We start from the raw sequence: 24,228 nt of genomic DNA on the forward strand, positions 1-24,228 counted from the left end.
CACCATGTGTACGGATGCGTGTCGTGTGACGCGGCGGTACCCCTGACAGGGACGAAGGAGCGGGAAGGTGAGCGGGATGACCGAGGTCGCGACCGTGCGGCGCAGCCGGATCACCCCCGAGCGCGAGGCCGAGCTGTACGCGGCCGTGCTCGACCTGCTCCGCGAGGTCGGGTACGACGCCCTCACCATGGACGCCGTGGCCGCCCGCACCCGGTCCAGCAAGGCCACCCTCTACCGCCAGTGGGGCGGCAAGGCCGAGCTGGTGGTGAGAGCCATGCGGGCTCAGAAGCCCGGTGTCATCAGTGACATCGACACCGGTTCCCTCCGGGGCGACCTGCACGGCCTCATCGGCCAGGACGACTGTGTCATGGAGCAGAACGCCGCCCTGATGCGGGCGCTCGCCATGGCAGTGCACATGAACGACGACCTGCGGCAGGCGTTCAAGGCTCTGCTCGTGGAGCCCGAGGTCGCGGAGTTCCAGGGGATCGTCCGGCGCGCGGTCGAGCGCGGCGAGGTCCCGGCGGACAACCCGGCGTTGGACTACATGGTGCACATGCTCGTCGGCGCGTTCGCCACACGGGCGCTGATCGACGACCGGCCGCCCACGCGGGAGTTCCTCACCTCGTACATCGACGCCGTGGTGCTCCCCGCCCTCGGCGTGTCCCCTCGCTGACCGGCGCAACCCAGCGGTCGGCGATCACCACCCGCACCACCTCCACCTCAGCACCACCATTCCCCTCAGCACCGCCATTCCCACCACCCCACCTGACGGATGCCACCTCCCCCATTGCCTCAAGGGCATGGGCGGTACCCCCATCGTCGTCGGGCTGGTCTCCCCTGCCCTGAAGAATCCACGACCTGACCGGGAGTACTCCCTCGTGGCCACTTTGCTCTACCGACTCGGCCGTTTCGCCTTCAGGCGACGGCACTTCGTAGCCCTGTTCTGGGTGGCGCTGCTGGCGCTCGCGGGCGTCGGCGCGACCGGCGCACCCGTCGCGGGCAACACCTCGTTCTCCATCCCCGGTACCGAGGCCCAGAAGGCCTTCGACGTGCTGGAGGAACGATTCCCTGGTGCCAGTGCCGACGGAGCGACCGCGCGTGTCGTCTTCAAGGCGCCCACCGGCGAGAAGATGACCGACGCCGGCAACAAGGCGATCGTCCAGGACACCGTCGAGGAACTCTCCGACGGCTCCGAGGTCGTCCGCGTCACCGACCCGTACAAGGGCGGAGGCGTCAGCAAGGACGGCACCGTCGCCTACGCCTCGGTGAGCTACCAGGTCTCCGGCATGGAGCTGGAGGAATCCTCGCGCGAGTCCCTCGAGGCCGCCGCCGACGGGGCCCGCGACGCCGGCCTGACCGTGGAGATCGGCGGTGACGCGCTCCAGACCGTCCCGGAGACCGGTGCCACCGAGATCATCGGTATCGGTGTCGCCGCGGTCGTCCTGGTCATCACCTTCGGCTCGCTGGTCGCGGCCGGTCTGCCCCTGCTCACCGCGCTCATCGGGGTCGGCATCGGCGTCGCGAGCATCACCGCGCTGGCCTCGACGCTCGAACTCGGCTCCACCACGTCCATCCTGGCCACGATGATCGGCCTCGCCGTCGGCATCGACTACGCGCTGTTCATCGTCTCCCGCTACCGCGCCGAACTGGCCGAGGGCCGGGAACGCGAGGACGCGGCGGGGCGCGCCGTCGGCACCGCGGGCTCCGCCGTCGTCTTCGCCGGCCTCACGGTCGTCATCGCCCTCGTCGGCCTGTCGGTCGTCAACATCCCGATGCTCACCAAGATGGGCATCGCCGCCGCCGGCACGGTCGCCATCGCCGTCCTGATCGCCCTCACCATGGTCCCGGCGCTGCTCGGGTACGCGGGCCGCAGGGTCCGCGCGGCCGGCGAGAAGGGTAAGCGGCGCGGGCGCGAGGACGAGGAGAACGGGGCGGCGCAGGAGAAGGAGAAGGCGCAGCGCCCGAACATGGGCACCCGCTGGGCGCGCTTCGTCGTACGGCGTCCCGTGGCCGTTCTCCTGCTCGGCGTCGTCGGCCTCGGCGCGGCGGCCATCCCGGCGTCCTCCCTGGAACTGGGCCTGCCCGACGACGGCTCGCAGCCGACGTCCACCACTCAGCGCCGCGCCTACGACCTGCTCTCCGAAGGCTTCGGCCCCGGGTTCAACGGCCCGCTCGTCGTCGTGGTCGACGCCAAGGGCAGCGACGACCCGGACGCCGTCTTCCGGCAGACCGGCGACGACATCAAGGCGCTCGACGACGTCGTCTCGGTGAGCCCCGCGGCACCCAACAAGGCCGGTGACACGGCGACGATCACCGTCGTCCCGGACTCCAAGCCCTCGTCCGTGGCGACCGAGGACCTGGTCCACGACATCCGGGACGCCGGGGTGGACGTCAAGGCCGACAGTGGCGCGGAGGTCCTGGTCACCGGTGCCACGGCGATGAACATCGACGTGTCGCAGAAGCTCAACGACGCGCTCGTCCCGTACCTGACCCTGGTCGTCGGGCTGGCGTTCCTGCTGCTGATCGTGGTCTTCCGGTCGATCCTGGTCCCGCTCAAGGCGGCCCTCGGATTCCTCCTCTCGGTGATGGCCGCGCTGGGCGCCGTGGTCGCGGTCTTCCAGTGGGGCTGGCTGTCCGGCCTGATGGGAGTGGAGGAGACCGGCCCGGTCATGTCGATGATGCCGATCTTCATGGTCGGCGTGGTCTTCGGACTGGCCATGGACTACGAGGTGTTCCTCGTGACCCGGATGCGGGAGGCCTACGTCCACGGCGAGAAGCCGGACGAGGCCGTGGTGACCGGCTTCCGGCACGGCGCCCGGGTGGTGAGCGCGGCCGCGGTGATCATGATGGCGGTCTTCGCCGGCTTCATCGGCTCCAGCGAGTCGATGGTCAAGATGATCGGCTTCGGCCTCGCCATCGCCGTCTTCTTCGACGCGTTCGTCGTCCGCATGGCGATCGTGCCGGCGGTACTGGCTCTGCTGGGCAAGAAGGCCTGGTGGCTCCCGAAGTGGCTGGACCGCGTCCTGCCCAACGTGGACGTCGAGGGCGAGGGCCTGCGTACCGACGCCCACGCGGCGAAGAAGGGCGGCAGTCCGGACGACGACCGGGACCTGGTCCGCGTCTGACAGTCGCACCACACCGCAGAACCAGCCGGTGAGGGCCCCGTGGGGACGGGGAGCCCTCACCGGCTTCCTCGTACGCCCACCGGCCGGGCCGACGGGGCCCGCCCACCCCGCGCAGCCAGACCGCCACCGCGCCCCGCATGACGACAGCGCCCCTGACTCCGGCGACTGCGCAGCCCTCGCCCTTGTCGCCGCCCTGCGGGAACCGTCGGTCAGCGTGGGAGCCGGTATCGGGGCGCTGTTCTTCCGGGAGCGCTTCGGTGCTCTGCGGGTCGCGGGGCCGGGCTGCTGGTCGTCGGGATCGGGTTGATGCCGTGCTCGGGACAGGGGTGCTGCGGCGTGAGCATGGGCGGTCGTGTTGTCCGTAGTGGCCTCGGATGAGCGGGCCGTGACACTTTCCGGAGAAGTGCTCACGGTGTCCAGGGAGAGGCCGCCCCGGAGCGCGCGGGATGCGGTGGGCAACGGCCGGGTGCGGTCGGGCAGAGGGAGGCGCACCCTGGAATCAGAACTTTCCGGAGGTGACCGTCATGACGAACACCATGCACACCACCGTGGGGTGGCACGTCGAGATGGAGTTCATGGAGGACGACCAGCACACGCGGGCGGCGGCGATGGTGCGCTTGCCCGACGGGACCGAGATACGGGGCCACGGGCACGCGAGCCGGCACCGGGTCGACGAGAACCAGCCCAGGGTCGGGGAGGAGGTCGCCGGTGCCAGGGCGCTCAACGAGCTCGCCATGCAACTGCTGACCAAGGCGCACGACGAGATCGACGCGACCTCGGGCCGGACCTCACACCCGATCCATGTGTGAGCGCCCCCGAACCGGCGACGGGGCGTGAGTGGGACGGGGTGCGCGCGCCCCGCACGGGCGATGGCGTGTGAGCGACCCGGCACGGGCGACGGGGCGTGAGTGACGCCGTACGCGCTACCGGGGCGTGAGTGGGACGGGGTGCGCGCGCCCCGCATGGACGAGGTGCGCGCGCGCCCCGCACGGACGAGGGCGCGTGAGCGACTCCGCACGGGCGATGGCGTACGGGCGGCGATCTACGAGCTAGCCGAGGACGACCGAGCGCACCGCCCGTACCAGGGCCTGGGCCCGGGGGTCCGATGTCACGCTCGTGCGGAAGCCGTTGGTGACGTAGCCGAAGGCGATGCCCGTCTCCGGGTCGGCGAAGCCGAGGGAGCCGCCGCGGCCGGGGTGGCCGAAGGAGCCCGGGGCCAGGAAGGGCGACGCGCTGCCGTGCAGCATGTAGCCGAGGCCGAAGCGGGTGCCGACGATCAGGACGCGGTCCGGGCCCGCCGACTCCTCGGCGCGGGCGCGTTCGACGGTGGCCGGGTCGAAGAGGCGTACGCCGTCGACCTGCCCGATGAGCGAGGCGTAGAAGCAGGCCAGTCCGTCCGCCGTCGCGATGCCGTTGGCCGCGGGGTGGGGCACCGCGCGGAACTCCGGGTCGTTGTGGTCCGGGAACGGGTCGATCGCGGCGAAGGCCCGGCGGGTGACGGAGGCGGGATCGTCGTAGGCCTCGGTCACCGAGCGCTTGGGGCGGGCGCGCAGCGCGCCGGACGGTTCGGGCCCCTCGACCGGGCCGACGCGCCCCACCCGGCCGGCCTCCGCGTCCGGCAGGCCCAGCCAGAAGTCCAGCCCGAGGGGAGCGGCGATCCGCTCCGCGATCCACTCACCGGCGCCCCGGCCCGTCACCCGTCGTACCAGCCCGTCGAGCAGCCAGCCGTAGGTGAGGGCGTGGTAGCCGTGGTCCGTGCCCGGCTCCCACACGGGTGCCTGGTCGGCGACGGCCTCGGCGCCCCGCAGCGGGTCGAGCGCCTCCCGCGGGGTGAGCGGGCGGTCGAGGAGAGGAAGCCCGGCCCGGTGGTTCAGTATGTGCCGGACCAGCACCCGTTCCTTGCCCCGGGCCTTGAACTCGGGCCAGTAGTGGCCGACGGGCGCGTCCAGGTCCAGTTCGCCGTACTGGTGCAGCAGCAGGGGCACGGCGGCGGCGACGCCCTTGGTCGCGGAGCGGACGACCTGCGCCGTGCCCCGCTGCCACGGCTCGTCGCCGTCGCCGTCGAAGTCCTTCGTGCCGGCCCACAGGTCGACGACCCGCTGCCCGTCCCGGTGCACGGTTACGGCCGCGCCCCGGTCCCCGAGCGTCTCGAAGTTCCGGACGAACGCTTCCCGGACCGGTTCGAAGCCCTCGGCCACTGTGCCGTGCACATCCACGCCCACGTCCGTCGGTCCCTTCCACGCGCCTGCAACAGTGGGTGCAACCGCCGCCGTCCGCCTGCGATTCCTGGGCCGTGCTAGCCGAGCACGATCGTTACGTCGATGTTGCCGCGCGTGGCGTTGGAGTACGGGCAGGCCCGGTGGGCCGCGTCCACCAGCTTGGTCGCGAGGTCGGGGTCGAGGACCGGGAGGGAGACGCTCAGGGCGACCGCGAGACCGTAGCCGCGCTGCTTGTTGGGGCCGATGCCGACCTTCGCGGCGACCGTGGAGCCGGTGAGGTCGTAGCCGGCGCGGTTGCCCACGAGGATGAGCGCGTTGTGGAAGCAGGAGCTGAAACCGGCCGCGAACAGCTGCTCCGGGTTGGTGCCGTTGCCGTCGCCGCCCAGCACGGGGGGCATCGCGACCTTCAGGGCGAGGTGGCCGTCCTGGCTGGTGACATAGCCGTTCCGGCCGCCGTGCGCGGTGGCCTCGGCGACGTACATGATCTTCGTCGGGCGGGTGTCGGTGGCGACAGCGGTGTCGTCAGTCATGGCTGGGCCTTCCCCGGATCAGGTGTGCGCAAATGCATCGTGCACAAGGTACTGGCCGGTAGTAAGTCGCTGCCGTCAGGGGGGAGTTACCGGGGGTAACTCATGGTCGGCGGGACCGCTCCGCCGCCGCCTCCGCCCGCCGGGCCAGTTGCCGCAGCTCCTCACGCAGTCTCACGACCTCGGCACCCTTGAGCCCGGTCGCCGCGAGCAACGCGCCGGGCACCCGGGCCGCGCGCTCCCGCAGTTCCTCCGCGCGTCCGGTGCACGCGATCAGCACCGAGCGCTCGTCGTGCGCCGCCCGCTCTCGGCGGACCAGACCCGCGCCCTCCAGCCGTTTCAGCAGGGGTGACATCGTGCCGTAGTCGAGACGCAGGGCCGACGCCAACTCCTTGACCGTCGTCTCACCCCGCTCCCACAGCACCAGCAGTACCAGATACTGCGGATACGTCAGGCCCAGCTCGTCGAGGAGCGGGCGGTACGCGGCTGTCACCGTGCGCTGGGCGGCGTACAGCGCGAAGCACAACTGTTCGTCCAGCAGCAGCGAGCCCTCGGTCTCCTCGTTCGTCACGCGCCCATTGTCACGGACGGCCGGGAGGCACGGACGCCCGGGCGTCAAGGATGGCCGGGCGTCGCGGATGGCCGCGTGTCACGGACGGCCGGGCGTGGCCGCCACCGACCGTGGGTCGAAGCCGAAAGGCAGTTCCAGGCGGTGTGCGCGCATCAGGGCGTCGTCGGCGAGCAGGCCGGCGGTGGGGCCGTCCGCGGCGATGACGCCGTCGCTGAGGATCAGGGCGCGCGGGCACAGCTCCAGGGCGTACGGCAGATCGTGCGTGACCATCAGGACGGTCACGTCCAGCGAGCGCAGGATGTCGGCCAGTTCGCGGCGGGAGGCGGGGTCCAGGTTGGAGGACGGCTCGTCCAGGACCAGGATCTCCGGCTCCATCGCCAGCACCGTCGCCACGGCCACCCGCCGGCGCTGGCCGAAGGAGAGGTGGTGCGGGGGCCGGTCCTTGAACCCGGCCATGCCGACCAGGGCCAGTGCCCGGTCGACCCGCTCCTCCAGCTCTGTGCCCCTGAGCCCGGCCGCCGCCGGACCGAACGCCACGTCCTCCCGCACGGTCGGCATGAAGAGCTGGTCGTCCGGGTCCTGGAAGACGATGCCGACCCGGCGCCGGATCTCGGCCATGTGCCGCTTGCCGACAGGCAGTCCGGCGACGGTGACGGTGCCGGTTCCGCCGGTCAGGATGCCGTTGAGGTGCAGCACCAGGGTCGTCTTGCCGGCGCCGTTCGGGCCGAGCAGCGCGACCCGCTCGCCGCGCGCGATCGAGAAGCCGACGCCGAACAGGGCCTGGTGGCCGTCCGGGTAGGCGAAGGCGAGGCCGGAGACCTCCAGAGAAGCTGTCACAGCACCCATCCCAGTACGCAGACGACGAGGGCGGCGGACGGGAGGGCCAGCGCGTACGACCACTGTGCCCGGGACACGGTCACTTCGTCGATGACCGGCATCGAACCGGAGTAGCCGCGGCTGATCATGGCCAGGTGCACCCGCTCGCCGCGTTCGTAGGAGCGGATGAACAGCGCGCCCGCCGACTTCGCCAGCACACCCCAGTGCCGGACACCGCGCGTCTCGAATCCGCGGGACTCACGGGCGATCCGCATGCGCCGCATCTCGTCGGTGATCACGTCGCCGTACCGGATCATGAACGAGGCGATCTGTACCAGCAGCGGCGGCAGCCGCAGGTGCTGCAGGCCGAGGAGCAGCTCGCGCAGCTCGGTCGTCGCGGCCAGCAGGACGGAGGCGGCGACGCCCAGGGTGCCCTTGGCCAGCACGTTCCAGGCGCCCCAGAGCCCGTTGACGCTCAGAGACAGTCCGAGCACGTCGATCCGCTCGCCCTCCGCCACGAACGGCATGAGCACCGCGAAGGCGACGAACGGCACCTCGATCAGCAGCCGCCGCAGCAGGAACCCGGCCGGGACGCGGGCCGCGTACGCGACGAGTCCGAGCAGCACCGCGTACGCCCCGAACGCCCACATCGCCTCGCGCGGGGTGGACACCACGACCACCACGAAGGCGAGGACCGCGGCGAGCTTGGTGTGCGGGGGCAGCGCGTGCACGGGGGAGTGCGCGTGCCGGTACAGCCGGTGGGTGTGGCCGGCGCCCATGTCAGGCGCTCGTGTCGGTGCTCGTGTTCGCCGGCGAGGTCGCGTCGGCCTCCTCGCCCGCGCGCCGCCTGCGGACCACCCAGAAGACGCCGCTGCCCGCGACGACCGTGACACCGACGCCGATCACACCCGCGAGTCCGCCGGAGATCCGGGCGTCATCGACGTCCTTGACGCCGTAGTCGGCGAGCGGGGAGTCGGCAACGTCGTGCTCCTCGGCCTTCTTGTCGATGCCGTGGTCGGTGGCGACCCTCTCCAGACCGTCCGGGTCGGCGGATGCGTAGAAGCTGACGAATCCGGCGAGAACCAGGGAGATGACCAGACCGCCGATCCAGACCCTGCGCGGGGATCGCGCGGCGGTCGGGGCCCGCCGCGATTCGGCTTCGGGTCCGGCTACCGGGGCGTCGACCAGTTCGCCGTCCACCCTCAGCTGGAGCCTCCGTTCCAGTCCGCGCGCCCCGTACACCAGGTCCGGGCGGACGGCGATGACGGCACTGACGGTCATGGCCGTGATCACGGCCTCGCCGAGACCGATCAGGAGGTGGACGCCCACCATGGCGGTGGCGACCCTGCCGATCGCGACATCGGTGGTGCCTCCGATCGCGTAGATCAGGGTGAAGACGAGCGCGGAGGCCGGGACCGAGACCAGGGCGGCGACGAAGGACGCCGCGGTCACCGACCGGCGAGTGCGCGGCAGCACCTTCACCAGCCCGCGGAACAGCGTGTACGCGACGGCCGTCGTGACGATCGCCATGCAGGTGATGTTCACGCCGAGCGCGGTCAGGCCACCGTCGGCGAAGAGGATCGCCTGCGTCAGGAGGACGACGGAGACACACAGGACCCCTGCCCAGGGGCCCACGAGTATCGCGGCGAGCGCGCCGCCGAGCAGATGGCCGCTGGTGCCTCCCGCTACGGGGAAGTTCAGCATCTGCACGGCGAAGATGAACGCCGCCACCAGGCCGGCCAGCGGCGCCGCCCGCTCGCCCCCGAGCTCGCGGCGCGCGCCGCGCAGGCTGACCGCCACGGCGCCGGCGGCGACCACGGCGGTGGCGGCGGACACGGGAGCGTTGATGAAGCCGTCAGGGACATGCACTGTCCGATGATGCTCGCTCCTGCAACAGACTTGCAAGAGCGCGTATGCCGCCTTGTCGCATGCGTGGCAGGTTCCCTACGGAGAGTGGGATTCCGGAATCTGTGCGACATTGGAGCAGGGGTGGGTATACGGCTTTCGTACAGGTAGCGCACCGTAAGGGGCCACTCATGAACGTAGTCGAGCAGTACGCGCGCGCCCAGATCGTCACGGACGCGGACGCCCCCCAGGCCATGGACCGAGGAGCGGTGCCGGTCAGGCTGAGCTACGACCCCGAGCGTGACCCCCGAACCGTGCGGGTGAGGCTGACCGGTACCCCCGCCCGCGAGTGGACCTTGCCCCGTGACCTGCTCGAACATGGGCTGCGCACCTCCGTGGGCAGCGGTGACGTGCAGGTGTGGCCGTGCGGCCGCGTGCAGACGGTCGTGGAGTTCCACTCGGCGCAGGGGGTGTCGGTGGTGCAGTTCGAGACGAAGGCCCTGACGCGGTTCCTGCGACGCACGTACGTGGCCGCGGCAGCCGCCGAACCGGTCCCGCACTGACGGACGGCCCCGCTGATCCGGGAGTGATCCGGGACTGATCCGGGAGCCGGCCCCCGGATCAGTCGCCGATCAGTCGCCGAGCTTCAGCAGGCTCGCCACGATCGGGCCCGCCGTGGAGCCGCCGTGGCCGCCCGCCTGTACGACGCCCGCCGCCGCGAGGTCCCCGCGGTACGCGGTGAACCAGCCGTTGGGCTTCTTCTGACCGTCGACCTCGGCCGAGCCGGTCTTCGCGCCCTTGTCACCGCTGACCCCGGCCATCGCCTTCGCCGCGGTGCCGCTGGTCGCCGTGTACGACATGAGCTGCCGCAGTTGCGTCGCGGTCCCGGCCGACATGGTGCGCGAGGCGGTGGCCAGCTTCCGGCCGTCCACCTCCGGCGACACCAGGTACGGCTGATGGAACTCGCCCGCCTTGACGGTCGCCGACACCGACGCCATGTTCAGCGGGTTCATCCGCACGCCGCCCTGGCCGATCAGGGAGGCGGCCATGGGGGCGTCCTTCTGCACCGGCACCGAGCCGTCGAAGGACGAGACCCCGATCTGCCAGTCGTCGCGCGAGAGCCCGAAGACCTGCTGGGCCTGCTTGGTCAGGTCGTCGTCCTTCAGCTCGGGCGCCTGGCTGATGAAGGCGGTGTTGCAGGAGGCGCCGAAGCTGTCGCGGAAGGTGCCGCCCTTGATCTCGAACTTGTCGAGGTTCTGGAACTTCCAGCCGCCGTAACTGGAGTACTTCGGGCACGGGTGCTTCTCGTCGATGGAGGCGAGGCCCTTCTCGATCAGCAGCGAGGCGGTGAGCACTTTCAGCGTCGAACCCGGGGCCAGCGAACCCTGGAACGCGGTGTTGAACCCGCGTGAGGAGTTCGCGGCGGCGAGAATCTCGCCGGTCGACGCGCGTATCACCGCCACCGACGACTTGGCCTTCTTGGCCACCTGCTCCTCGGCCGCCGCCTGGAGGGTCGGGTCCAGTGTGGTCTTCACCGTGCCGGGGATGCCCTTGCTCAGCTCCAGCACGGTCTTGTCGGAGGCCTCCGCCTTCTTGGACTCCTTGCCGCGGGCGACCCGCAGCTCGATGCCGGCCTTGCCGCCCGCTGTTTTCCCGTACTTCTCGCGCAGCCCGTCGAGGACCGGACCCAGGGAGGGGTAGGTCTTGGTGGTCAGCTCGCCGCCGTCCCGGTCCAGCGCCTTGATCGGCGGGGTGTCCGTTTCGCCCGTGACCAGCTTGTCGCCGTCCTTGAGGTCGGGGTGCACGACCGCGGACTGCCATGCGACCTGCGGTTCGCCGTCCCCGTCCCGGCGTACGACGGTCAGCTTGCTGTCGTACGCCAGTGGCTCGGTGATCTCCTCGTACGTCACCGTGCCCTTGACGGAGAACGGGACCTCGGCGCCGGTGCGGGTGCCGGCGGCGAGGGTGACGTCCTTGACGCGGGCGTCCTTGGCGTAGCCGGTGAGCAGGGCGGTGGCCGCCTCCGGGTCGTCGGTGGCGTCGGCGGCCTCGCTCACCTTGCCCTGCTGCCAGGCGGTGAGGAAACGGTCGGCCGCGGCGGTGACCTCGGCGGCGGACAGCGGGCCGCTCTTGGCCTTGGCCTGCTGGGTGGCCGACGTCCGGGTGCCGTCCCCGGTTCCGGACCCGCCCCCGAACAGCGCGTAGGCGCCGAATCCGGCACCCCCGACGACGACGGCGATCACTCCGCCGAGCACGGCGGGGTTGGTCTTCCGTCGCTCGGCGACGCGCTTTCTGTTGCCCACTGCTGTTCGATCCTCCGCAAAGTCCGCCGGGCTGCCGGCCGTACTGTCATGCCGTCACATGGTCATACCGGGCCGATGGGCGTCGATGCGCCCAGGCCAATGACGGCCACCAGCCTAGAGTCCCGCCTTCCGCGCGTCGCGGTCAGCCGCCCGCTCGTAGCACAGCTGCGACAATCGGACCGGCCGCGTCGCCGCCGTGGCCGCCCTGCTGGGTCATGGCCGCCGCCGCGATGTCGCCCCGGAAGCCGGTGAACCAACTGTCGGAAGTGGCGTTGCCGTCGACCTCGGCGGAGCCGGTCTTCGCGCCGATGTCGCCGCCGAGACCGGACATGGCCTGCGCGGCGGTGCCCTGGGTGGCCGTCAGGCGCATCATCTGCTTCAGCTGGCTCGCGGTGCCCGCCGGCAGACCCTTCGCCTGCGCCAGCTGCCGGCCGTCGAGCTCCGGGTGGACGAGGTACGGCTGACGGAAGGTACCGGTGATGGCGGTGGCCGTCACCGACGCCATGTTCAGCGGGTTCATCTGCACCTGGCCCTGGCCGATGGCGTTCGCCGCGCGGTCCGGTCCGCTGACGGAGGGGACGCTGCCGTCGAAGGAGACGACACCGGTCGCCCAGTCGTCCCGGCCGAGCCCGAACCGCTCCTGCGCTTCCTGGGTGAGCGAGGCGTCGGTCAGCGGCTCCTCGTCGATGAGTTTGATGAAGGCCGTGTTGCAGGAACGCAGGAAGCTGTTGGCGAGGGTGGCGCCCTCGTTCGGCTCCATGCCGGTGAGGTTCTTGAAGGTCTGGCTCTGCCAGGTCGCGGTGGGCGGGCAGGGAGCCGGGCCGTTCATCGAGGCCACGCCGTTGTCGATGAGCATGGCCGCGGTGATGATCTTCATGGTGGAGCCGGGGGCGACCCGGCCCTGGAACGCCGCGTCGAACCCGTCCTCGCGGTGGTTGGCCACGGCCAGCACCTCGCCGGTGCTCGGCTGCACGGCCACCACCGACGACTCGGCGAACTCCTTCACCGCCTTCTCGGCGGCGGCCTGCACGCCCGCGCTGAGCGTCGTACGCAGCTTGCCGGGCTTGCCCTTCGCGAGCGTCACCAGCGTGGAGTCGGCGGCACCCGCCTCGCCCGCGGAGCCCTCGGCGTGCCGGATCGTCAGCTCGATGCCGGGGGTGCCGCCCGCCTTGTCGCCGTACTTCTCGCGCAGGGTGTCCAGAATCGGGCCGAGAGAGGGGTACTTCTCCTCCGTCAGCACCGTGCCGTCCCGGCCCACGGCCTCGATCGGCGGCTGCGCGGCCTCCCCGGTGACGAGGGTGTCGCCGTCCTTGAGCTCCGGATGGACGACGGACGGCTCCCAGTCGACCAGCGCCCGCCCGGTGGTCTGCCCGCGCACGACGGTCAACTCGCTCTTGTAGGCGAGCGGTTCGGACTTCCCGTCGTACGAGACGGTCGCCTTCACCCGGAACGGCACGGTGGTGCCGGCGGGCGTCCCGGGCGTGATCTCGACGTCGGCTATGCGGGCGTCCTCGCCGTAGGCCGCCAGCAGCGGGGCGGCGCCCTCGGCGTTGTTCGTGTACGACGCCGCCTGTGCCGCCTGCCCCTTCTCCCAGGCCGCGAAGAACGTCCCGCTCGCCTTCTCGACCTCCTCCTTGTCCGGCGGCCCGGACTTCTTCGTCACGGCCGCGTCCGAACCGCCCCCGCCCCCGTCGCCGTTCACCGCCGACACGATGGTGTAGACCCCGTACCCGGCCCCACCCACCATCACCGCGAACACACCGCCGATGACGGTGGCCTTGACCCCCTTGCCCATCGGGCGCTTCCCCTCCCCCGCCGGACCCCCACGCCTTCTGAACGTGTTCAGAAAGTTCGGCGAGTGAGCACTCTACGCACAAGGAGTGACGGCAGGGGCGACTGTTTCCCTTTGTTGTCCGAAAGGAGATCGAGCCCGGCCGCCACCGATGAGGTCCGCCCCAACCCCGAACAGCAGACGTGAAGTTCACGTTCCGAGGACCCGTACGTTCCGCCCCGCATGCCGCCGGTGCCCGTCGTCAGGACCGGGGGCGGGCGTCGGCCGGCGGCGCGTGAAAGGAGGTCGATGACCTGCAGGGCTCCGGTCACTTCGGTCCGAGCGGATCGGGGGTCGATCCTGTGGGCGAGGGCTGCCGCGATCGTCGAGAAGCCGTCGCCCCGACTGCACACGGGGTCCAAGCCGGCGTCGAGGGGTTCATGGCGGGCGGAGCGCTGAAGGCCGTCGCCGACCTTCCAGGGCTCGGCCGGCACGAGGCCGGCTCGGGGAGGTACGCGTCGTCGAACCCGGCGCGGTACCGGTCAATGGTGTCGATGAGCGCGGGAACGCCCCGGACGACGAACGTGAAGTCCTGCATCGCCGTGGAAACCGTGACCTGGCGGGTGAGGGCGAACGACGTGTTCCGGATCTCCTCGATATCTCCTCGATGCAGGGCGGGAAGACACCGAACGTGCCCCGCGCACGGTTGACGCGGTGGGACCTGAACACGAGCCGGTGGTTCGTCAGGTGGAGACGACCGCCGATGGCCTCCTCCCCTCGCATCCCCACCGTCCACATCAGGCCGTCGAGGGGGAATCGGGACAGGCCCGCCTCCCGGACGGCGATGACGGCGTTGGCGTTCTTGCGCAGGACGAGCCGTTCGCCGGGCAGCAGGCCCTCGGGATTCAACGGTGCCATCGCCACGGCTCCACCTCCGGGGCACCTGTGTCAGACCCACGTGTCCAGCCACATCCGGGCCCGCCAGCCGTCGATCGGGATCGCCTGCCCGGTGTAGATGGGCCAGAAGTAGATGAAGTTCCAGGCGATCAGGAGGGTCAGGACGCCCGCGGCCGTGGCGCCCGCCACGCGGCGGGTCTCGCCGGCGCGGGGTGGGCCGATGAGTGCGCCCAGGAGCATCGCCACCGCCAGGCACAGGAAGGGGAGGAAGACGACGGAGTAGAAGTAGAAGATCGTGCGCTCCTGGTAGAAGAACCAGGGCAGGTAGCCGGCCGCGATGCCGCAGGCGATGGCGCCCGCCCGCCAGTCGCGGCGGAAGAACCAGCGCCACAGGACGTAAAGGAGCGCGAAGCACCCCACCCACCACAGCAGGGGCGTGCCCAGGGCCAGCACCTCGCGGGCACATTTCTCGGCCACGTCGGCCGGGCAGCCGTCCGTGCCGGGTGCCGGGGACTCGTAGAAGAACGAGACCGGGCGGCCCACGACGATCCAGCTCCACGGGTTGGACTCGTAGGGGTGCGGCGAGGACAGGCCGACGTGGAACTCGTACACCTGGTTCTCGTAGTGCCAGAAGCTGCGCCACCAGTCGGGGAACAGCCACGACCAGGTGCTGTCCTTGCCGTCGGTCACGGCCCACTCGCGGTAGTAGCCGCCGCTGCCGTCGTCCGGGGAGCGGAACCAGCCGATCCAGGAGATGAGGTACGTCGCCAGGGCGACCGGCACCGTGGACAGGAACGCCCAGCCCAGGTCGCGCCTCACCACGGCCCGGACGGGGCCGCGGGCGCCGGCGGTCCGGCGGGAGCCGACGTCCCACAGCACCGCCATCACACAGAACGCGGCCATGATGTACAGGCCGTTCCACTTCGTGGCGAACGCCAGGCCCATCATCAGCCCCGCCGCCAGCCGCCACGGCCGCAGGCCCAGCCGCGCGGTCTCGGCGATGTGCGCGTCCGGCAGGGTCCTGCCGTCGGTGCCCACGGGCAGTGCGGCCGCGAGCTTCTCCCGCGCCCGGTCCCGGTCGACGACCAGACAGCCGAAGGCCGCCAGCACGAAGAACATCAGCACCCCGTCGAGCAGCGCGGTGCGGCTCATCACGAAGTGCAGGCCGTCCACCGCCATCAGCGCGCCCGCCAGGCAGCCGAGGAACGTCGAGCGGAACAGGCGCCGGCCGATCCGGCACAGCATCAGGACCGAGAGCGTGCCGAGCATGGCCGTCATGAACCGCCAGCCGAACGGGTCGAACCCGAACATCAGCTCGCCCAGCCCGATGACGTACTTGCCGACCGGCGGATGCACCACATACGCCGCTTCGATCGGGATGGAGACGTCCCCACCGGAGGAGAGGATCAGCTTGTCCGCGGCCTTGTCCCAGTCGACCTCGAAGCCGCGGTGGACCAGCGCCCACGCGTCCTTCGCGTAGTACGTCTCGTCGAATATCACCTTCCTGGGGCTGCCCAGGTCCCAGAAGCGCAGCACCCCCGCCAGCAGCGTGACCAGCAGCGGACCGCCCCAGCCCGACCAGCGCGTGATCCTGTCGCCGAGCGACGGCGGCACCCCGAGCGCCGTCCACAGTCTGCCGGACGGCTTCGTGTACGGCGGGACCAAGCGGTCGCGGACGTCGCCCCCGGGCCTCGCCGTGTAGCCGAAACGGCGGAGCCGCCGCTGCCACGACGGTTGCTGGTCCTGCGGCGGCTGTTCCTGCCGGGTGTCCGTGGAGGACGCGGTACTCGTCACCGCGCCATCGTAGGGAATGGCCCTGTGCGAGTCCCGTGCATGGGAGGTATGGGCCCGGTATGCCCGACTCCGCCGCACCGGGAGCGGGCACGGCCCGTCCTCGTGGGTGCCATGGCCCTGGGAGGATGAGGGAGTGACCGGAATCCTCGTACTCGCAGGCACCCCCATCGGCGACGTCTCCGACGCCCCGCCCCGGCTCGCCGAGGAACTGGCCGGCGCCGACGTCGTCGCCGCCGAGGACACCCGGCGGCTGCGGCGGCTGACCCAGGCGCTCGGCGTCACCCCCAAGGGACGGGTGGTCTCCTACTTCGAGGGCAACGAGTCCGCCCGTACGCCCGAACTGGTCGAGGAGCTGGCGGGCGGTGCCCGCGTGCTCCTGGTGACGGACGCCGGGATGCCCTCGGTGTCCGACCCCGGATACCGGCTGGTCGCCGCCGCCGTCGAGCGGGACATCAAGGTCACCGCCGTGCCCGGACCGTCCGCCGTGCTCACCGCGCTCGCCCTGTCCGGGCTCCCCGTCGACCGGTTCTGCTTCGAGGGGTTCCTGCCCCGCAAGGCCGGGGAGCGGCTGGGGCGGCTGCGGGAGGTCGCCGGGGAGCGGCGCACCCTCGTCTACTTCGAGTCCCCGCACCGGCTCGACGCCACGCTCGCCGCGATGGCCGAGGTGTTCGGCACCGAGCGCCGCGCCGCCGTCTGCCGTGAGCTGACCAAGACGTACGAGGAGGTCAGGCGCGGTCCGCTGGCCGAGCTGGCCGCATGGGCGGCCGAGGGCGTACGCGGCGAGATCACCGTCGTCGTCGAGGGCGCCCCGGACCACGGGCCCGAGGAAGTGGACGCCGCCGAGCTGGTGCGCCGGGTAGGGGTGCGCGAGGAGGCGGGGGAGCGGCGCAAGGAGGCCATCGCGGCGGTCGCCGTGGAGGCGGGGGTGCCCAAGCGGGAGGTCTTCGACGCCGTGGTGGCGGCGAAGCGCTCCACGGGGTGAGCGGGGCGGGTAACGCCGTCGGCGGTCGGCTTCGTCGCGGGCCGCTGGTGGTGTGCGGCCGGCCGCGCCCACGCGGCGGAGCCGCAGAGCGATACGGTCCCGCGCCCCTTCGGGACGCGTGCAGCCGGTGTCGGCAGAAGGTCCGGGTGGCGCCGGGAGGGACGAACCGGCCGTTCCCGCGGTGGGGATGCCGGTTCCGTGCGATCCGTAGGATCGGGGCATGCCTTCGAACGCCCGCGACACCGCCACCGGCACCGCCACCGAGACCACCTCGGACACGTCGGACAGGAACGCCGCCCCGCCACTCCCGGAGCCGCTGCGGGTGCCGGTCGCGGACTCGCACACCCACCTCGACATGCAGTCCGGCACGGTGGAGGAAGCCCTCGCCAAGGCCGCGTCCGTGGGCGTGACGACCGTGGTCCAGGTCGGCTGCGACCTCGCGGGCTCACGCTGGGCCGCGGAGACGGCCGCCGCGTACGAGAGCGTCCACGCGACCGTCGCGCTGCACCCGAACGAGGCGCCGCGCATCGTGCACGGAGATCCCGACGGATGGTCGCGGCAGGGGGCGCGGGAGCCCGGCGGGGACGCGGCCCTGGACGAGGCGCTCGCCGAGATCGACCGGCTGGCCGCGCTGCCCCAGGTCAAGGGCGTCGGCGAGACCGGACTGGACTACTTCCGCACCGGGCCCGAGGGCAAGGAGGCGCAGGAGCGGTCCTTCCGCGCCCACATCGAGATCGCCAAGCGGCACGGCAAGGCCCTGGTGATCCACGACCGCGACGCCCACGCCGACGTGCTGCGCGTACTCAAGGAGGAGGGCGCACCGGAACGCACCGTCTTCCACTGCTACTCGGGGGACGCCGGGATGGCGGAGATCTGCGCCCGCGCCGGGTACTTCATGTCGTTCGCCGGCAACGTCACCTTCAAGAACGCCCAGAACCTGCGCGACGCCCTCGCCGTCGCCCCGCTGGAGCTCGTCCTGGTGGAGACCGACGCCCCGTTCCTGACGCCGGTGCCCTACCGCGGCCGGCCGGGCGCCCCGTACCTGGTGCCGGTCACCGTGCGCGCCATGGCGGCCGTACGCGGTACCGACGAGGACACCCTCGCCACGGCCCTCGCGGCGAACACGGCCCGGGCCTTCGGTTATCCACAGGCGTGACCCGCGGGGTCCCGCGCCCCGTACCCTTGTCCCGTGACCAGCCCCACCCCCGACGCCCTCCTGGGCCCCGCCGACGTCCGCGAACTCGCGGCCGCGCTCGGCGTACGGCCCACCAAGCAGCGCGGCCAGAACTTCGTGATCGACGCGAACACGGTCCGCCGTATCGTGCGCACCGCCGAGGTCCGCCCCGACGACGTGGTCGTCGAGGTCGGACCGGGGCTCGGCTCGCTCACCCTGGCGCTGCTGGAGGCCGCCGACCGGGTCACCGCCGTCGAGATCGACGACGTCCTCGCCGCCGCCCTGCCCGCGACCGTCGCGGCCCGGATGCCGGAGCGTGCCGACCGGTTCGCGCTGGTCCACTCCGACGCGATGCGGGTCACCGAGCTGCCCGGCCCCGCCCCGACCGCGCTGGTCGCCAACCTGCCCTACAACGTGGCCGTCCCGGTGCTGCTGCACATGCTCGAAACCTTCCCGAGCATCGAACGCACCCTCGTCATGGTCCAGGCCGAGGTCGCCGACCGGCTCGCCGCCCCGCCCGGCTCGAAGGTGTACGGCGTGCCCTCGGTCAAGGCCAACTGGTACGCCGAGGTCAAGCGGGCCGGCGCCATCGGGCGGAGCGTGTTCTGGCCGGCGCCCAACGTCGACAGCGGCCTGGTCTCCCTGGTCCGCCGCGACGAGCCGCTGAAGACCACCGCCACCCGGCGCGAGGTCTTCGCCGTCGTCGACGCGGCCTTCGCCCAGCGCCGCAAGACCCTGCGGGCCGCCCTCGCCGGATGGGCGGGCTCGGCCGCGGCGGCGGAGACCGCACTGGTCGCCGCCGGGGTGTCGCCGCAGGCCCGCGGCGAGTCCTTGACCGTCGAGGAGTTCGCGCGCATCGCCGAGCACAAGGGGCAGGCCGAGCCCAAGGGGCAGGCCGAGCCCAAGGGGCAGGCCGAGCCCAAGGGGCAGGCCGAGCCCAAGGGGCAGGCCGAGCCCAAGGAACGGCGGGGGCAGCGGGAACCGAAGCAGCGGGAACCGAAGCAGTCACCCGAGGAGCCCGTCGCGTGAGCGTCACCGTCCGCGTGCCCGCCAAGGTCAACGTCCAGCTCGCGGTCGGCGCGGCCCGCCCCGACGGCTTCCACGACCTGGCCAACGTCTTCCTCGCGGTCGGCCTCCACGACGAGGTCACCGTCACGCCCTCCGCCGGCGGCCTGCGCGTCACCTGCGAGGGTTCGGACGCCGCCGAGGTGCCCCTGGACCGTACGAACCTCGCCGCCCGCGCGGCCCTCGCGCTCGCCGAGCGGTACGGCCGGGACGCCGACGTGCACCTCCACATCACCAAGGACATCCCCGTCGCCGGCGGCATGGCGGGCGGCAGCGCCGACGGCGCCGGCGCCCTGCTGGCCTGCGACGCGCTGTGGGGGACCGGCGCCTCGCGGCAGGAACTGCTCGACATCTGCGCCGAGCTGGGCAGCGACGTGCCGTTCGCGCTGGTGGGCGGGGCGGCGCTGGGCACCGGGCGGGGCGAGAGACTGACGGAGCTGGAGGTCGGTGGCACCTTCCACTGGGTGTTCGCGATGGCACGGCGAGGGCTGTCCACCCCGGCGGTCTTCCGGGAGTTCGACCGGCTGGCCGAGGGCCGGGACATCCCCGAGCCCGTGGCCGCGCAGCCCCTGCTCGACGCCCTGGCCAAGGGCGACGCCGTCGCCCTCGCCGCCTCGGTCTCCAACGACCTCCAGCCCGCCGCCCTCTCCCTCTTCCCCGAGCTCTCCGACACCCTCGCGGTGGGCAGGGCGGCGGGCGCGCTGACCGCCCTGGTCTCCGGGTCCGGGCCGACCACCGCGTTCCTGGCCGCCGACGCCGAGTCGGCGGCCGAGGCGGCGTCGGTGCTGCGGGCCTCGGGCACCTGCCGGACGGTCCGCACGGCGGCGGGACCGGTACCGGGCGCGACCGTGCTGGACGACGCGTAGGCACCGCGCCGGCCGCCCGGACTCCGGTCCGCGATCGGACCGCCCCGGACGCCGGTCCGGACCCCGGTCCGCAGTCCGCAGTCCGCGGTCCGTCTCCGGCGGAGTACGAGGCCCGTTCCCCCGGCCCGGCGATCGGCCCCGTGGGCGACCCGGCGAGCGGCCCGTCGCGCGCGACTACCCTGGAGGGTCGATCCATCCCCCTTGGTTCAGGAGCGTCATGGCCGTCAATCTCGTCAATGTCGAGAACGTCAGCAAGGTGTACGGCACCCGTGCCCTCCTCGACGGCATCTCCCTGGGCGTCTCGGAGGGGGACCGCATCGGTGTCGTCGGGCGCAACGGCGACGGCAAGACCACCCTGATCCGGATGCTCGCCAAACTGGAGGAGGCGGACACCGGGCGGGTCACGCACTCCGGCGGGCTGCGCCTCGGCGTGCTGACCCAGCACGACTCCCTCGACCCGAAGGCCACGGTCCGGCACGAGGTCATCGGCGACATGGCCGACCACGAGTGGGCGGGCAACGCCAAGGTCAGGGACGTCCTGACGGGGCTGTTCGGCGGCCTGGACCTGCCGGGATTCCCCAAGGGCCTGGACACCGTCATCGGACCGCTGTCCGGTGGCGAGCGGCGCCGGATCGCGCTCGCCAAGCTGCTCATCGACGACCAGGACCTGGTCGTCCTCGACGAGCCCACCAACCACCTCGACGTCGAGGGCATCGCCTGGCTCGCCCGGCACCTGAGGGAGCGGCGCTCCGCACTCGTCTGCGTCACCCACGACCGCTGGTTCCTCGACCAGGTCTGCACCCGCATGTGGGACGTGCAGCGCGGTGACGTGTACGAGTACGAGGGCGGCTACACCGACTACGTCTTCGCCCGCGCCGAACGGGAGCGCATCGCCGCCACCGAGGAGGTCAAGCGGCAGAACCTGGTCCGCAAGGAGCTGGCCTGGCTGCGCCGCGGGGCACCCGCGCGGACGTCCAAGCCACGCTTCCGCGTCGAGGCCGCCAACGAGCTGATCAAGGACGTCCCGCCGCCCCGGGACAGCAGCGAGCTGATGAAGTTCGCCTCCTCCCGGCTCGGCAAGACGGTCTTCGACCTCGAGGACGTCACCGTCCAGGCGGGTCCCAAGGTGCTGATCAAGCACCTCACCTGGCAGCTCGGCCCCGGTGACCGGTTTGGCCTGGTCGGCGTCAACGGTGCCGGGAAGACGTCCCTGCTACGGGCCCTGACCGAGGCCGCCCGCAGCGAGGGCGAGACCCAGCCCACGGCGGGACGGATCCACGTCGGCAAGACGGTCAAACTTGCCTACCTCTCCCAGGAGGTCGCCGAACTCGACCCCACCTGGCGGGTGCTCCAGGCCGTGCAGGCGGTCCGGGAGCGCGTCGACCTCGGCAAGGGGCGCGAGATGACCGCCGGGCAGCTGTGCGAGACGTTCGGCTTCAACAAGGACAAGCAGTGGACGCCCGTCGGCGACCTGTCCGGCGGTGAACGGCGGCGGCTCCAGCTGCTGCGGCTGCTCATGGACGAACCCAACGTCCTCTTCCTCGACGAGCCCACCAACGACCTCGACATCGAGACCCTCACCCAGCTCGAGGACGTCCTCGACGGCTGGCCCGGCTCGATGATCGTCATCTCCCACGACCGGTTCTTCGTCGAGCGCACCACCGACCGGGTGTTCGCCCTGCTCGGCGACGGTGCCCTGCGGATGCTGCCGCGCGGTATCGACGAGTACCTGGAGCGGCGCAAGAAGATGGAGGAGGCGGTCGCCACGTCCGCCACCCCACCTTCGTCGGCGAAGCCGGCCGCGGACGTCGTCCCCGAGAAGAGCGCCGCCGACGTGCGCGCCGCCAAGAAGGAACTGCAGAAGATCGAACGGCAGCTCGACAAGGTCTCCGAGAAGGAGGCCAAGCTGCACGCCGCGATCGCCGAGAACGCCACGGACTTCGCCAAGGTGGCCCAACTCGACGCCGAGCTGCGGGAGACGGCCGGTCAGCGGGACGCGCTCGAACTGCAGTGGCTGGAACTCGCCGAGGACGCCTGACCTCGGCCGCACCGTACTCCCGACCCCTGCCGCGTCCCCGCACAGGTACCCCGCACACCCCCGCACGCCCCGGTGCAGGTCCGGGCGCGGGTTCGTGCGCGGGGCGTGCGGGGTGTGAAGGGGGCGTGGAGGCGCGTAACGGACGTATCACAGGCGGGTTCTCCCTTGGGAACAGCGGTGGACGGGACCCGGTGACCTGTCGGTACCGGGTGATAGAAAGAGCCCGTCCGAGAACCGTCGGAACCGTGTGAATACGACTCTGGGAACATCGCGTACCTCAGGGTGTGGCTAAAAATCAGTGAGCAAGGGGGAACACGCTGATGGCTCAGCCGCCCAGTCAGCCGCCGCAGGGTGGCTTCGGAGCACCGCAGGACCCGCCCGCGCCGGGTGGCGGTTTCGGGGCTCCGGCCCCGCAGCCTCCGCAGGGCCCGCCGTCCGGACCGCCGCAGCCTGGGTACGGCTACCCGCAGCAGACCCCGCCTCCGCAGCAGCCGGGACCGTACGGGCAACCGCAGCCGCAGCCGGGACCGTACGGACAGCAGCCGGGACCGTACGGACAGCAGCCCGGACCGTACGCCCCCGGACCGTACGCTTCCGGCCCCTACGGGCCGCCGCAGCAGCCCGGCCCGTACGGGCAGCAGCCGGGGTACGGCTACCCGCAGCCGCAGTTCCCGGGCGCGCCCGGCACCCCGCCGCCGGGACCCGGCTCCCGCAACCCCTTCAAGGGCAAGCCTGTCATGATCATCGGCGGTGCGGTGGCGGTGCTGCTCGCCATCGGCGGCACAGTGTGGGCGGTCTCCGGCGGCGACGAGGAGAAGGACAAGAAGCCCGTCGCCCAGCAGAGCGACGATCCCAAGCCCCAGCCCTCCGGCGCTCCGGTCAACCCGGGTGACGGCAGCGGCGACGGCGACTCCGGACCCGAGGACCTCAACGAGGGCCGCAAGTCCGGCGAGTCCAAGGTGCTCTGGTACAAGGAGGCGCCCGACGCGCCCGGTTCCGGAGCCGACGCCCCCGGCATGTGGATCACCGGCAAAACAGCGGTGAAGGCGGCCTACAAGGAGCTCTCCGCCTACAACGTCGCGGACGGCAAGCCGACCTGGGAGCCCCTCGTCCTCCCGCAGAAGATCTGCGCGGTCACCTCGGAGAAGACGTCCGACGACAAGGTCGTCATCGCGTACATGAGCGGCAGCAGCGACCGCGCCAAGTGCAACCAGCTCCAGCTCGTCGACCTCAACACCGGCGAGAAGGGCTGGACGCAGAAGGTCGACGACGGCGCGCTGTTCGACTCCGTGCTCTCCATCGAGATGACCCTCAGCGGCAACACGCTGATGGTGGGCCGCTCGCAGTCCGGCACCGCGTTCGACGTGACGACCGGCGACAAGATGTACGACAAGAGGAAGTACGGCGAGGCATGCTTCCCGGCAGGGTTCGCGGGCGGCGAGCGGCTGATCCAGGTCGCGTCCTGCGGCGCGGGCGGTAACAACGAGCACGACGAGGTCCAGGAGCTCGACCCGAAGACCGGCAAGGTCAAGTGGACCCAGAAGTTCGACAAGGGCTGGCGCGTCGAGCGCGCCTACTCCGTCGACCCGGTGGTCATCTACAGCACCAACCAGGACAAGAAGGCGTGGAACATCTCCACGCTGGGCGCCGGCGGCTCGATCCGCTCCCAGGTCTCCGTCGACGAGGACTTCTCCGCCGAGTGCGGCTGGGCCATCCTCGCCCGTGACCTCCAGGGCTGCGAGGGCGTCGTCGTCGAGGGGGACACCCTCTACCTGCCCACCAAGGCGACCACCGGGGCCAACGAGATCGTCGCGGTCAGTCTCGCCACCGGCAAGGAGAAGTGGCGGGTGAAGTCCCCCGCGTCGGACTCGATGGTGCCCATGAAGGCCGAGGGCGGCAAGCTCATCGCCTACGTGGAGCCGTCGTACGACGGGGGCGGCCGGATTGTGTCCATTCCGACCACCGGCAGCAGCCACGAGCCGGCCACGCTGCTGCAGAACCCGCAGGGCACCGCAGCCATCGAGAACGGTTTCTTCAGCAAGTCGATCGACTGGGTCGACGGCCGCTTCTACATCTCGACCACACGGCTGACCGGCAATGACGACACGAAGGAAAAGCTGATGCTCGCCTACGGCAAGTGAGGCGCGCAGCAGCGGTGAGGTGCGCCGGTCCCCGCCGTGCAGCAGATGGACGCCGCCCGCGTCGGGACCGGCGACGACATGGAGCCTTATCGGG

The 24,228-nt window shown here is 71.6% G+C and carries 19 protein-coding genes and 1 pseudogene; 11 read left to right on the forward strand and 9 right to left on the reverse strand.

The window, feature by feature from the left end:
- Positions 1-76 precede the first annotated feature (76 nt).
- The 4 genes and pseudogenes from ACFPZI_RS02515 (at position 77) to ACFPZI_RS02530 (ending at position 3,934) form a co-directional block, all read left to right on the forward strand.
- A complete protein-coding gene (locus ACFPZI_RS02515) occupies positions 77-673 on the forward strand; it encodes a TetR/AcrR family transcriptional regulator (protein ID WP_381357598.1) in 597 nt (198 codons plus the stop codon).
- Positions 674-878: 205 nt separating this feature from the next.
- Entirely contained in the window at positions 879-3,125 is a 2,247-nt protein-coding gene (locus ACFPZI_RS02520; RefSeq protein WP_381357601.1) for an MMPL family transporter, read from the forward strand.
- 169 nt (positions 3,126-3,294) lie between these two features.
- Positions 3,295-3,503: pseudogene (locus ACFPZI_RS02525) on the forward strand (hypothetical protein); the annotation flags it as partial.
- A gap of 146 nt (positions 3,504-3,649) precedes the next feature.
- A complete protein-coding gene (locus ACFPZI_RS02530) occupies positions 3,650-3,934 on the forward strand; it encodes a DUF1876 domain-containing protein (RefSeq protein ID WP_381357551.1) in 285 nt (94 codons plus the stop codon).
- Positions 3,935-4,174: 240 nt separating this feature from the next.
- Here the strand turns inward: ACFPZI_RS02530 and ACFPZI_RS02535 are convergent, their stop codons facing one another.
- The 6 genes from ACFPZI_RS02535 to ACFPZI_RS02560 all read right to left on the reverse strand — a co-directional run bounded on the left by ACFPZI_RS02535 (position 4,175) and on the right by ACFPZI_RS02560 (position 9,127).
- Complete coding sequence (locus ACFPZI_RS02535; RefSeq protein WP_381357604.1) at positions 4,175-5,341, reverse strand: serine hydrolase domain-containing protein; 1,167 nt, start codon at positions 5,339-5,341, stop codon at positions 4,175-4,177.
- 80 nt (positions 5,342-5,421) lie between these two features.
- Positions 5,422-5,874 carry an organic hydroperoxide resistance protein gene (locus tag ACFPZI_RS02540; RefSeq protein ID WP_381207295.1) on the reverse strand — a complete coding sequence of 151 codons (453 nt, stop codon included), beginning with the start codon at positions 5,872-5,874 and terminating at the stop codon, positions 5,422-5,424.
- 100 nt (positions 5,875-5,974) lie between these two features.
- Positions 5,975-6,442 (reverse strand): MarR family winged helix-turn-helix transcriptional regulator, encoded by a 468-nt coding sequence (locus ACFPZI_RS02545; RefSeq protein ID WP_381357554.1) that lies wholly within the window; start codon positions 6,440-6,442, stop codon positions 5,975-5,977.
- Between the two features lie 78 nt (positions 6,443-6,520).
- On the reverse strand, positions 6,521-7,288 hold the full coding sequence (locus tag ACFPZI_RS02550) for an energy-coupling factor ABC transporter ATP-binding protein (RefSeq protein ID WP_381357556.1): 768 nt from the start codon (positions 7,286-7,288) through the stop codon (positions 6,521-6,523).
- On the reverse strand, positions 7,276-8,037 hold the full coding sequence (cbiQ, locus tag ACFPZI_RS02555) for a cobalt ECF transporter T component CbiQ (protein ID WP_381357559.1): 762 nt from the start codon (positions 8,035-8,037) through the stop codon (positions 7,276-7,278). The genes ACFPZI_RS02550 and cbiQ overlap by 13 nt, the downstream gene beginning before the upstream one ends.
- A gap of 1 nt (position 8,038) precedes the next feature.
- Entirely contained in the window at positions 8,039-9,127 is a 1,089-nt protein-coding gene (locus tag ACFPZI_RS02560) for an energy-coupling factor ABC transporter permease (protein ID WP_381357561.1), read from the reverse strand.
- Between the two features lie 167 nt (positions 9,128-9,294).
- Between ACFPZI_RS02560 and ACFPZI_RS02565 the strand changes: the two genes are divergently transcribed.
- The gene (locus ACFPZI_RS02565) at positions 9,295-9,666 is read left to right on the forward strand and encodes an SsgA family sporulation/cell division regulator (RefSeq protein WP_381357564.1); all 372 of its coding nucleotides are present in this window, start codon (positions 9,295-9,297) and stop codon (positions 9,664-9,666) included.
- A gap of 69 nt (positions 9,667-9,735) precedes the next feature.
- Here ACFPZI_RS02565 and ACFPZI_RS02570 read toward each other — a convergent pair whose 3' ends face one another.
- From ACFPZI_RS02570 to ACFPZI_RS02580, 3 genes are all read right to left on the reverse strand, one after another.
- On the reverse strand, positions 9,736-11,406 hold the full coding sequence (locus tag ACFPZI_RS02570) for a penicillin-binding transpeptidase domain-containing protein (protein WP_381357567.1): 1,671 nt from the start codon (positions 11,404-11,406) through the stop codon (positions 9,736-9,738).
- A gap of 142 nt (positions 11,407-11,548) precedes the next feature.
- Positions 11,549-13,201, reverse strand: coding sequence for a penicillin-binding transpeptidase domain-containing protein (locus tag ACFPZI_RS02575; RefSeq protein ID WP_381357570.1), 1,653 nt, complete (start codon positions 13,199-13,201; stop codon positions 11,549-11,551).
- A gap of 924 nt (positions 13,202-14,125) precedes the next feature.
- The gene (locus ACFPZI_RS02580; protein ID WP_381357576.1) at positions 14,126-15,868 is read right to left on the reverse strand and encodes a dolichyl-phosphate-mannose--protein mannosyltransferase; all 1,743 of its coding nucleotides are present in this window, start codon (positions 15,866-15,868) and stop codon (positions 14,126-14,128) included.
- Positions 15,869-16,001: 133 nt separating this feature from the next.
- Between ACFPZI_RS02580 and rsmI the strand changes: the two genes are divergently transcribed.
- The 6 genes from rsmI (at position 16,002) to ACFPZI_RS02610 (ending at position 24,134) form a co-directional block, all read left to right on the forward strand.
- A complete protein-coding gene (gene rsmI, locus ACFPZI_RS02585; protein ID WP_381357579.1) occupies positions 16,002-16,850 on the forward strand; it encodes a 16S rRNA (cytidine(1402)-2'-O)-methyltransferase in 849 nt (282 codons plus the stop codon).
- A 220-nt stretch (positions 16,851-17,070) separates the two neighbouring features.
- Positions 17,071-18,006, forward strand: coding sequence for a TatD family hydrolase (locus ACFPZI_RS02590; RefSeq protein ID WP_381357582.1), 936 nt, complete (start codon positions 17,071-17,073; stop codon positions 18,004-18,006).
- A gap of 33 nt (positions 18,007-18,039) precedes the next feature.
- Positions 18,040-19,053, forward strand: coding sequence for a 16S rRNA (adenine(1518)-N(6)/adenine(1519)-N(6))-dimethyltransferase RsmA (rsmA, locus tag ACFPZI_RS02595; protein ID WP_381357584.1), 1,014 nt, complete (start codon positions 18,040-18,042; stop codon positions 19,051-19,053).
- The gene (locus tag ACFPZI_RS02600; protein ID WP_381357587.1) at positions 19,050-19,955 is read left to right on the forward strand and encodes a 4-(cytidine 5'-diphospho)-2-C-methyl-D-erythritol kinase; all 906 of its coding nucleotides are present in this window, start codon (positions 19,050-19,052) and stop codon (positions 19,953-19,955) included. The genes rsmA and ACFPZI_RS02600 overlap by 4 nt, the downstream gene beginning before the upstream one ends.
- A 217-nt stretch (positions 19,956-20,172) precedes the next feature.
- Entirely contained in the window at positions 20,173-21,993 is a 1,821-nt protein-coding gene (locus ACFPZI_RS02605) for an ABC-F family ATP-binding cassette domain-containing protein (protein ID WP_381357590.1), read from the forward strand.
- Positions 21,994-22,313: 320 nt separating this feature from the next.
- Positions 22,314-24,134, forward strand: coding sequence for an outer membrane protein assembly factor BamB family protein (locus ACFPZI_RS02610; protein WP_381357593.1), 1,821 nt, complete (start codon positions 22,314-22,316; stop codon positions 24,132-24,134).
- The last annotated feature ends 94 nt before the right edge of the window (positions 24,135-24,228 follow it).

This window comes from Streptomyces chlorus, assembly GCF_042655885.1.
GTDB classification, from domain to species: domain Bacteria; phylum Actinomycetota; class Actinomycetes; order Streptomycetales; family Streptomycetaceae; genus Streptomyces; species Streptomyces chlorus.

What these genes read in the sequence shown, in the direction of transcription:
- ACFPZI_RS02515 (WP_381357598.1), top strand. Translation starts at nt 77, where the DNA reads ATGACCGAGGTCGCGACCGTGCGGCGCAGCCGGATCACCCCCGAGCGC.
- ACFPZI_RS02530 (WP_381357551.1), top strand. Translation starts at nt 3,650, where the DNA reads ATGACGAACACCATGCACACCACCGTGGGGTGGCACGTCGAGATGGAG.
- ACFPZI_RS02540 (WP_381207295.1), bottom strand. Translation starts at nt 5,874, where the DNA reads ATGACTGACGACACCGCTGTCGCCACCGACACCCGCCCGACGAAGATC.
- ACFPZI_RS02550 (WP_381357556.1), bottom strand. Translation starts at nt 7,288, where the DNA reads ATGGGTGCTGTGACAGCTTCTCTGGAGGTCTCCGGCCTCGCCTTCGCC.
- cbiQ (WP_381357559.1), bottom strand. Translation starts at nt 8,037, where the DNA reads ATGGGCGCCGGCCACACCCACCGGCTGTACCGGCACGCGCACTCCCCC.
- ACFPZI_RS02565 (WP_381357564.1), top strand. Translation starts at nt 9,295, where the DNA reads ATGAACGTAGTCGAGCAGTACGCGCGCGCCCAGATCGTCACGGACGCG.
- ACFPZI_RS02575 (WP_381357570.1), bottom strand. Translation starts at nt 13,201, where the DNA reads ATGGGCAAGGGGGTCAAGGCCACCGTCATCGGCGGTGTGTTCGCGGTG.
- ACFPZI_RS02590 (WP_381357582.1), top strand. Translation starts at nt 17,071, where the DNA reads ATGCCTTCGAACGCCCGCGACACCGCCACCGGCACCGCCACCGAGACC.
- ACFPZI_RS02605 (WP_381357590.1), top strand. Translation starts at nt 20,173, where the DNA reads ATGGCCGTCAATCTCGTCAATGTCGAGAACGTCAGCAAGGTGTACGGC.
- ACFPZI_RS02610 (WP_381357593.1), top strand. Translation starts at nt 22,314, where the DNA reads ATGGCTCAGCCGCCCAGTCAGCCGCCGCAGGGTGGCTTCGGAGCACCG.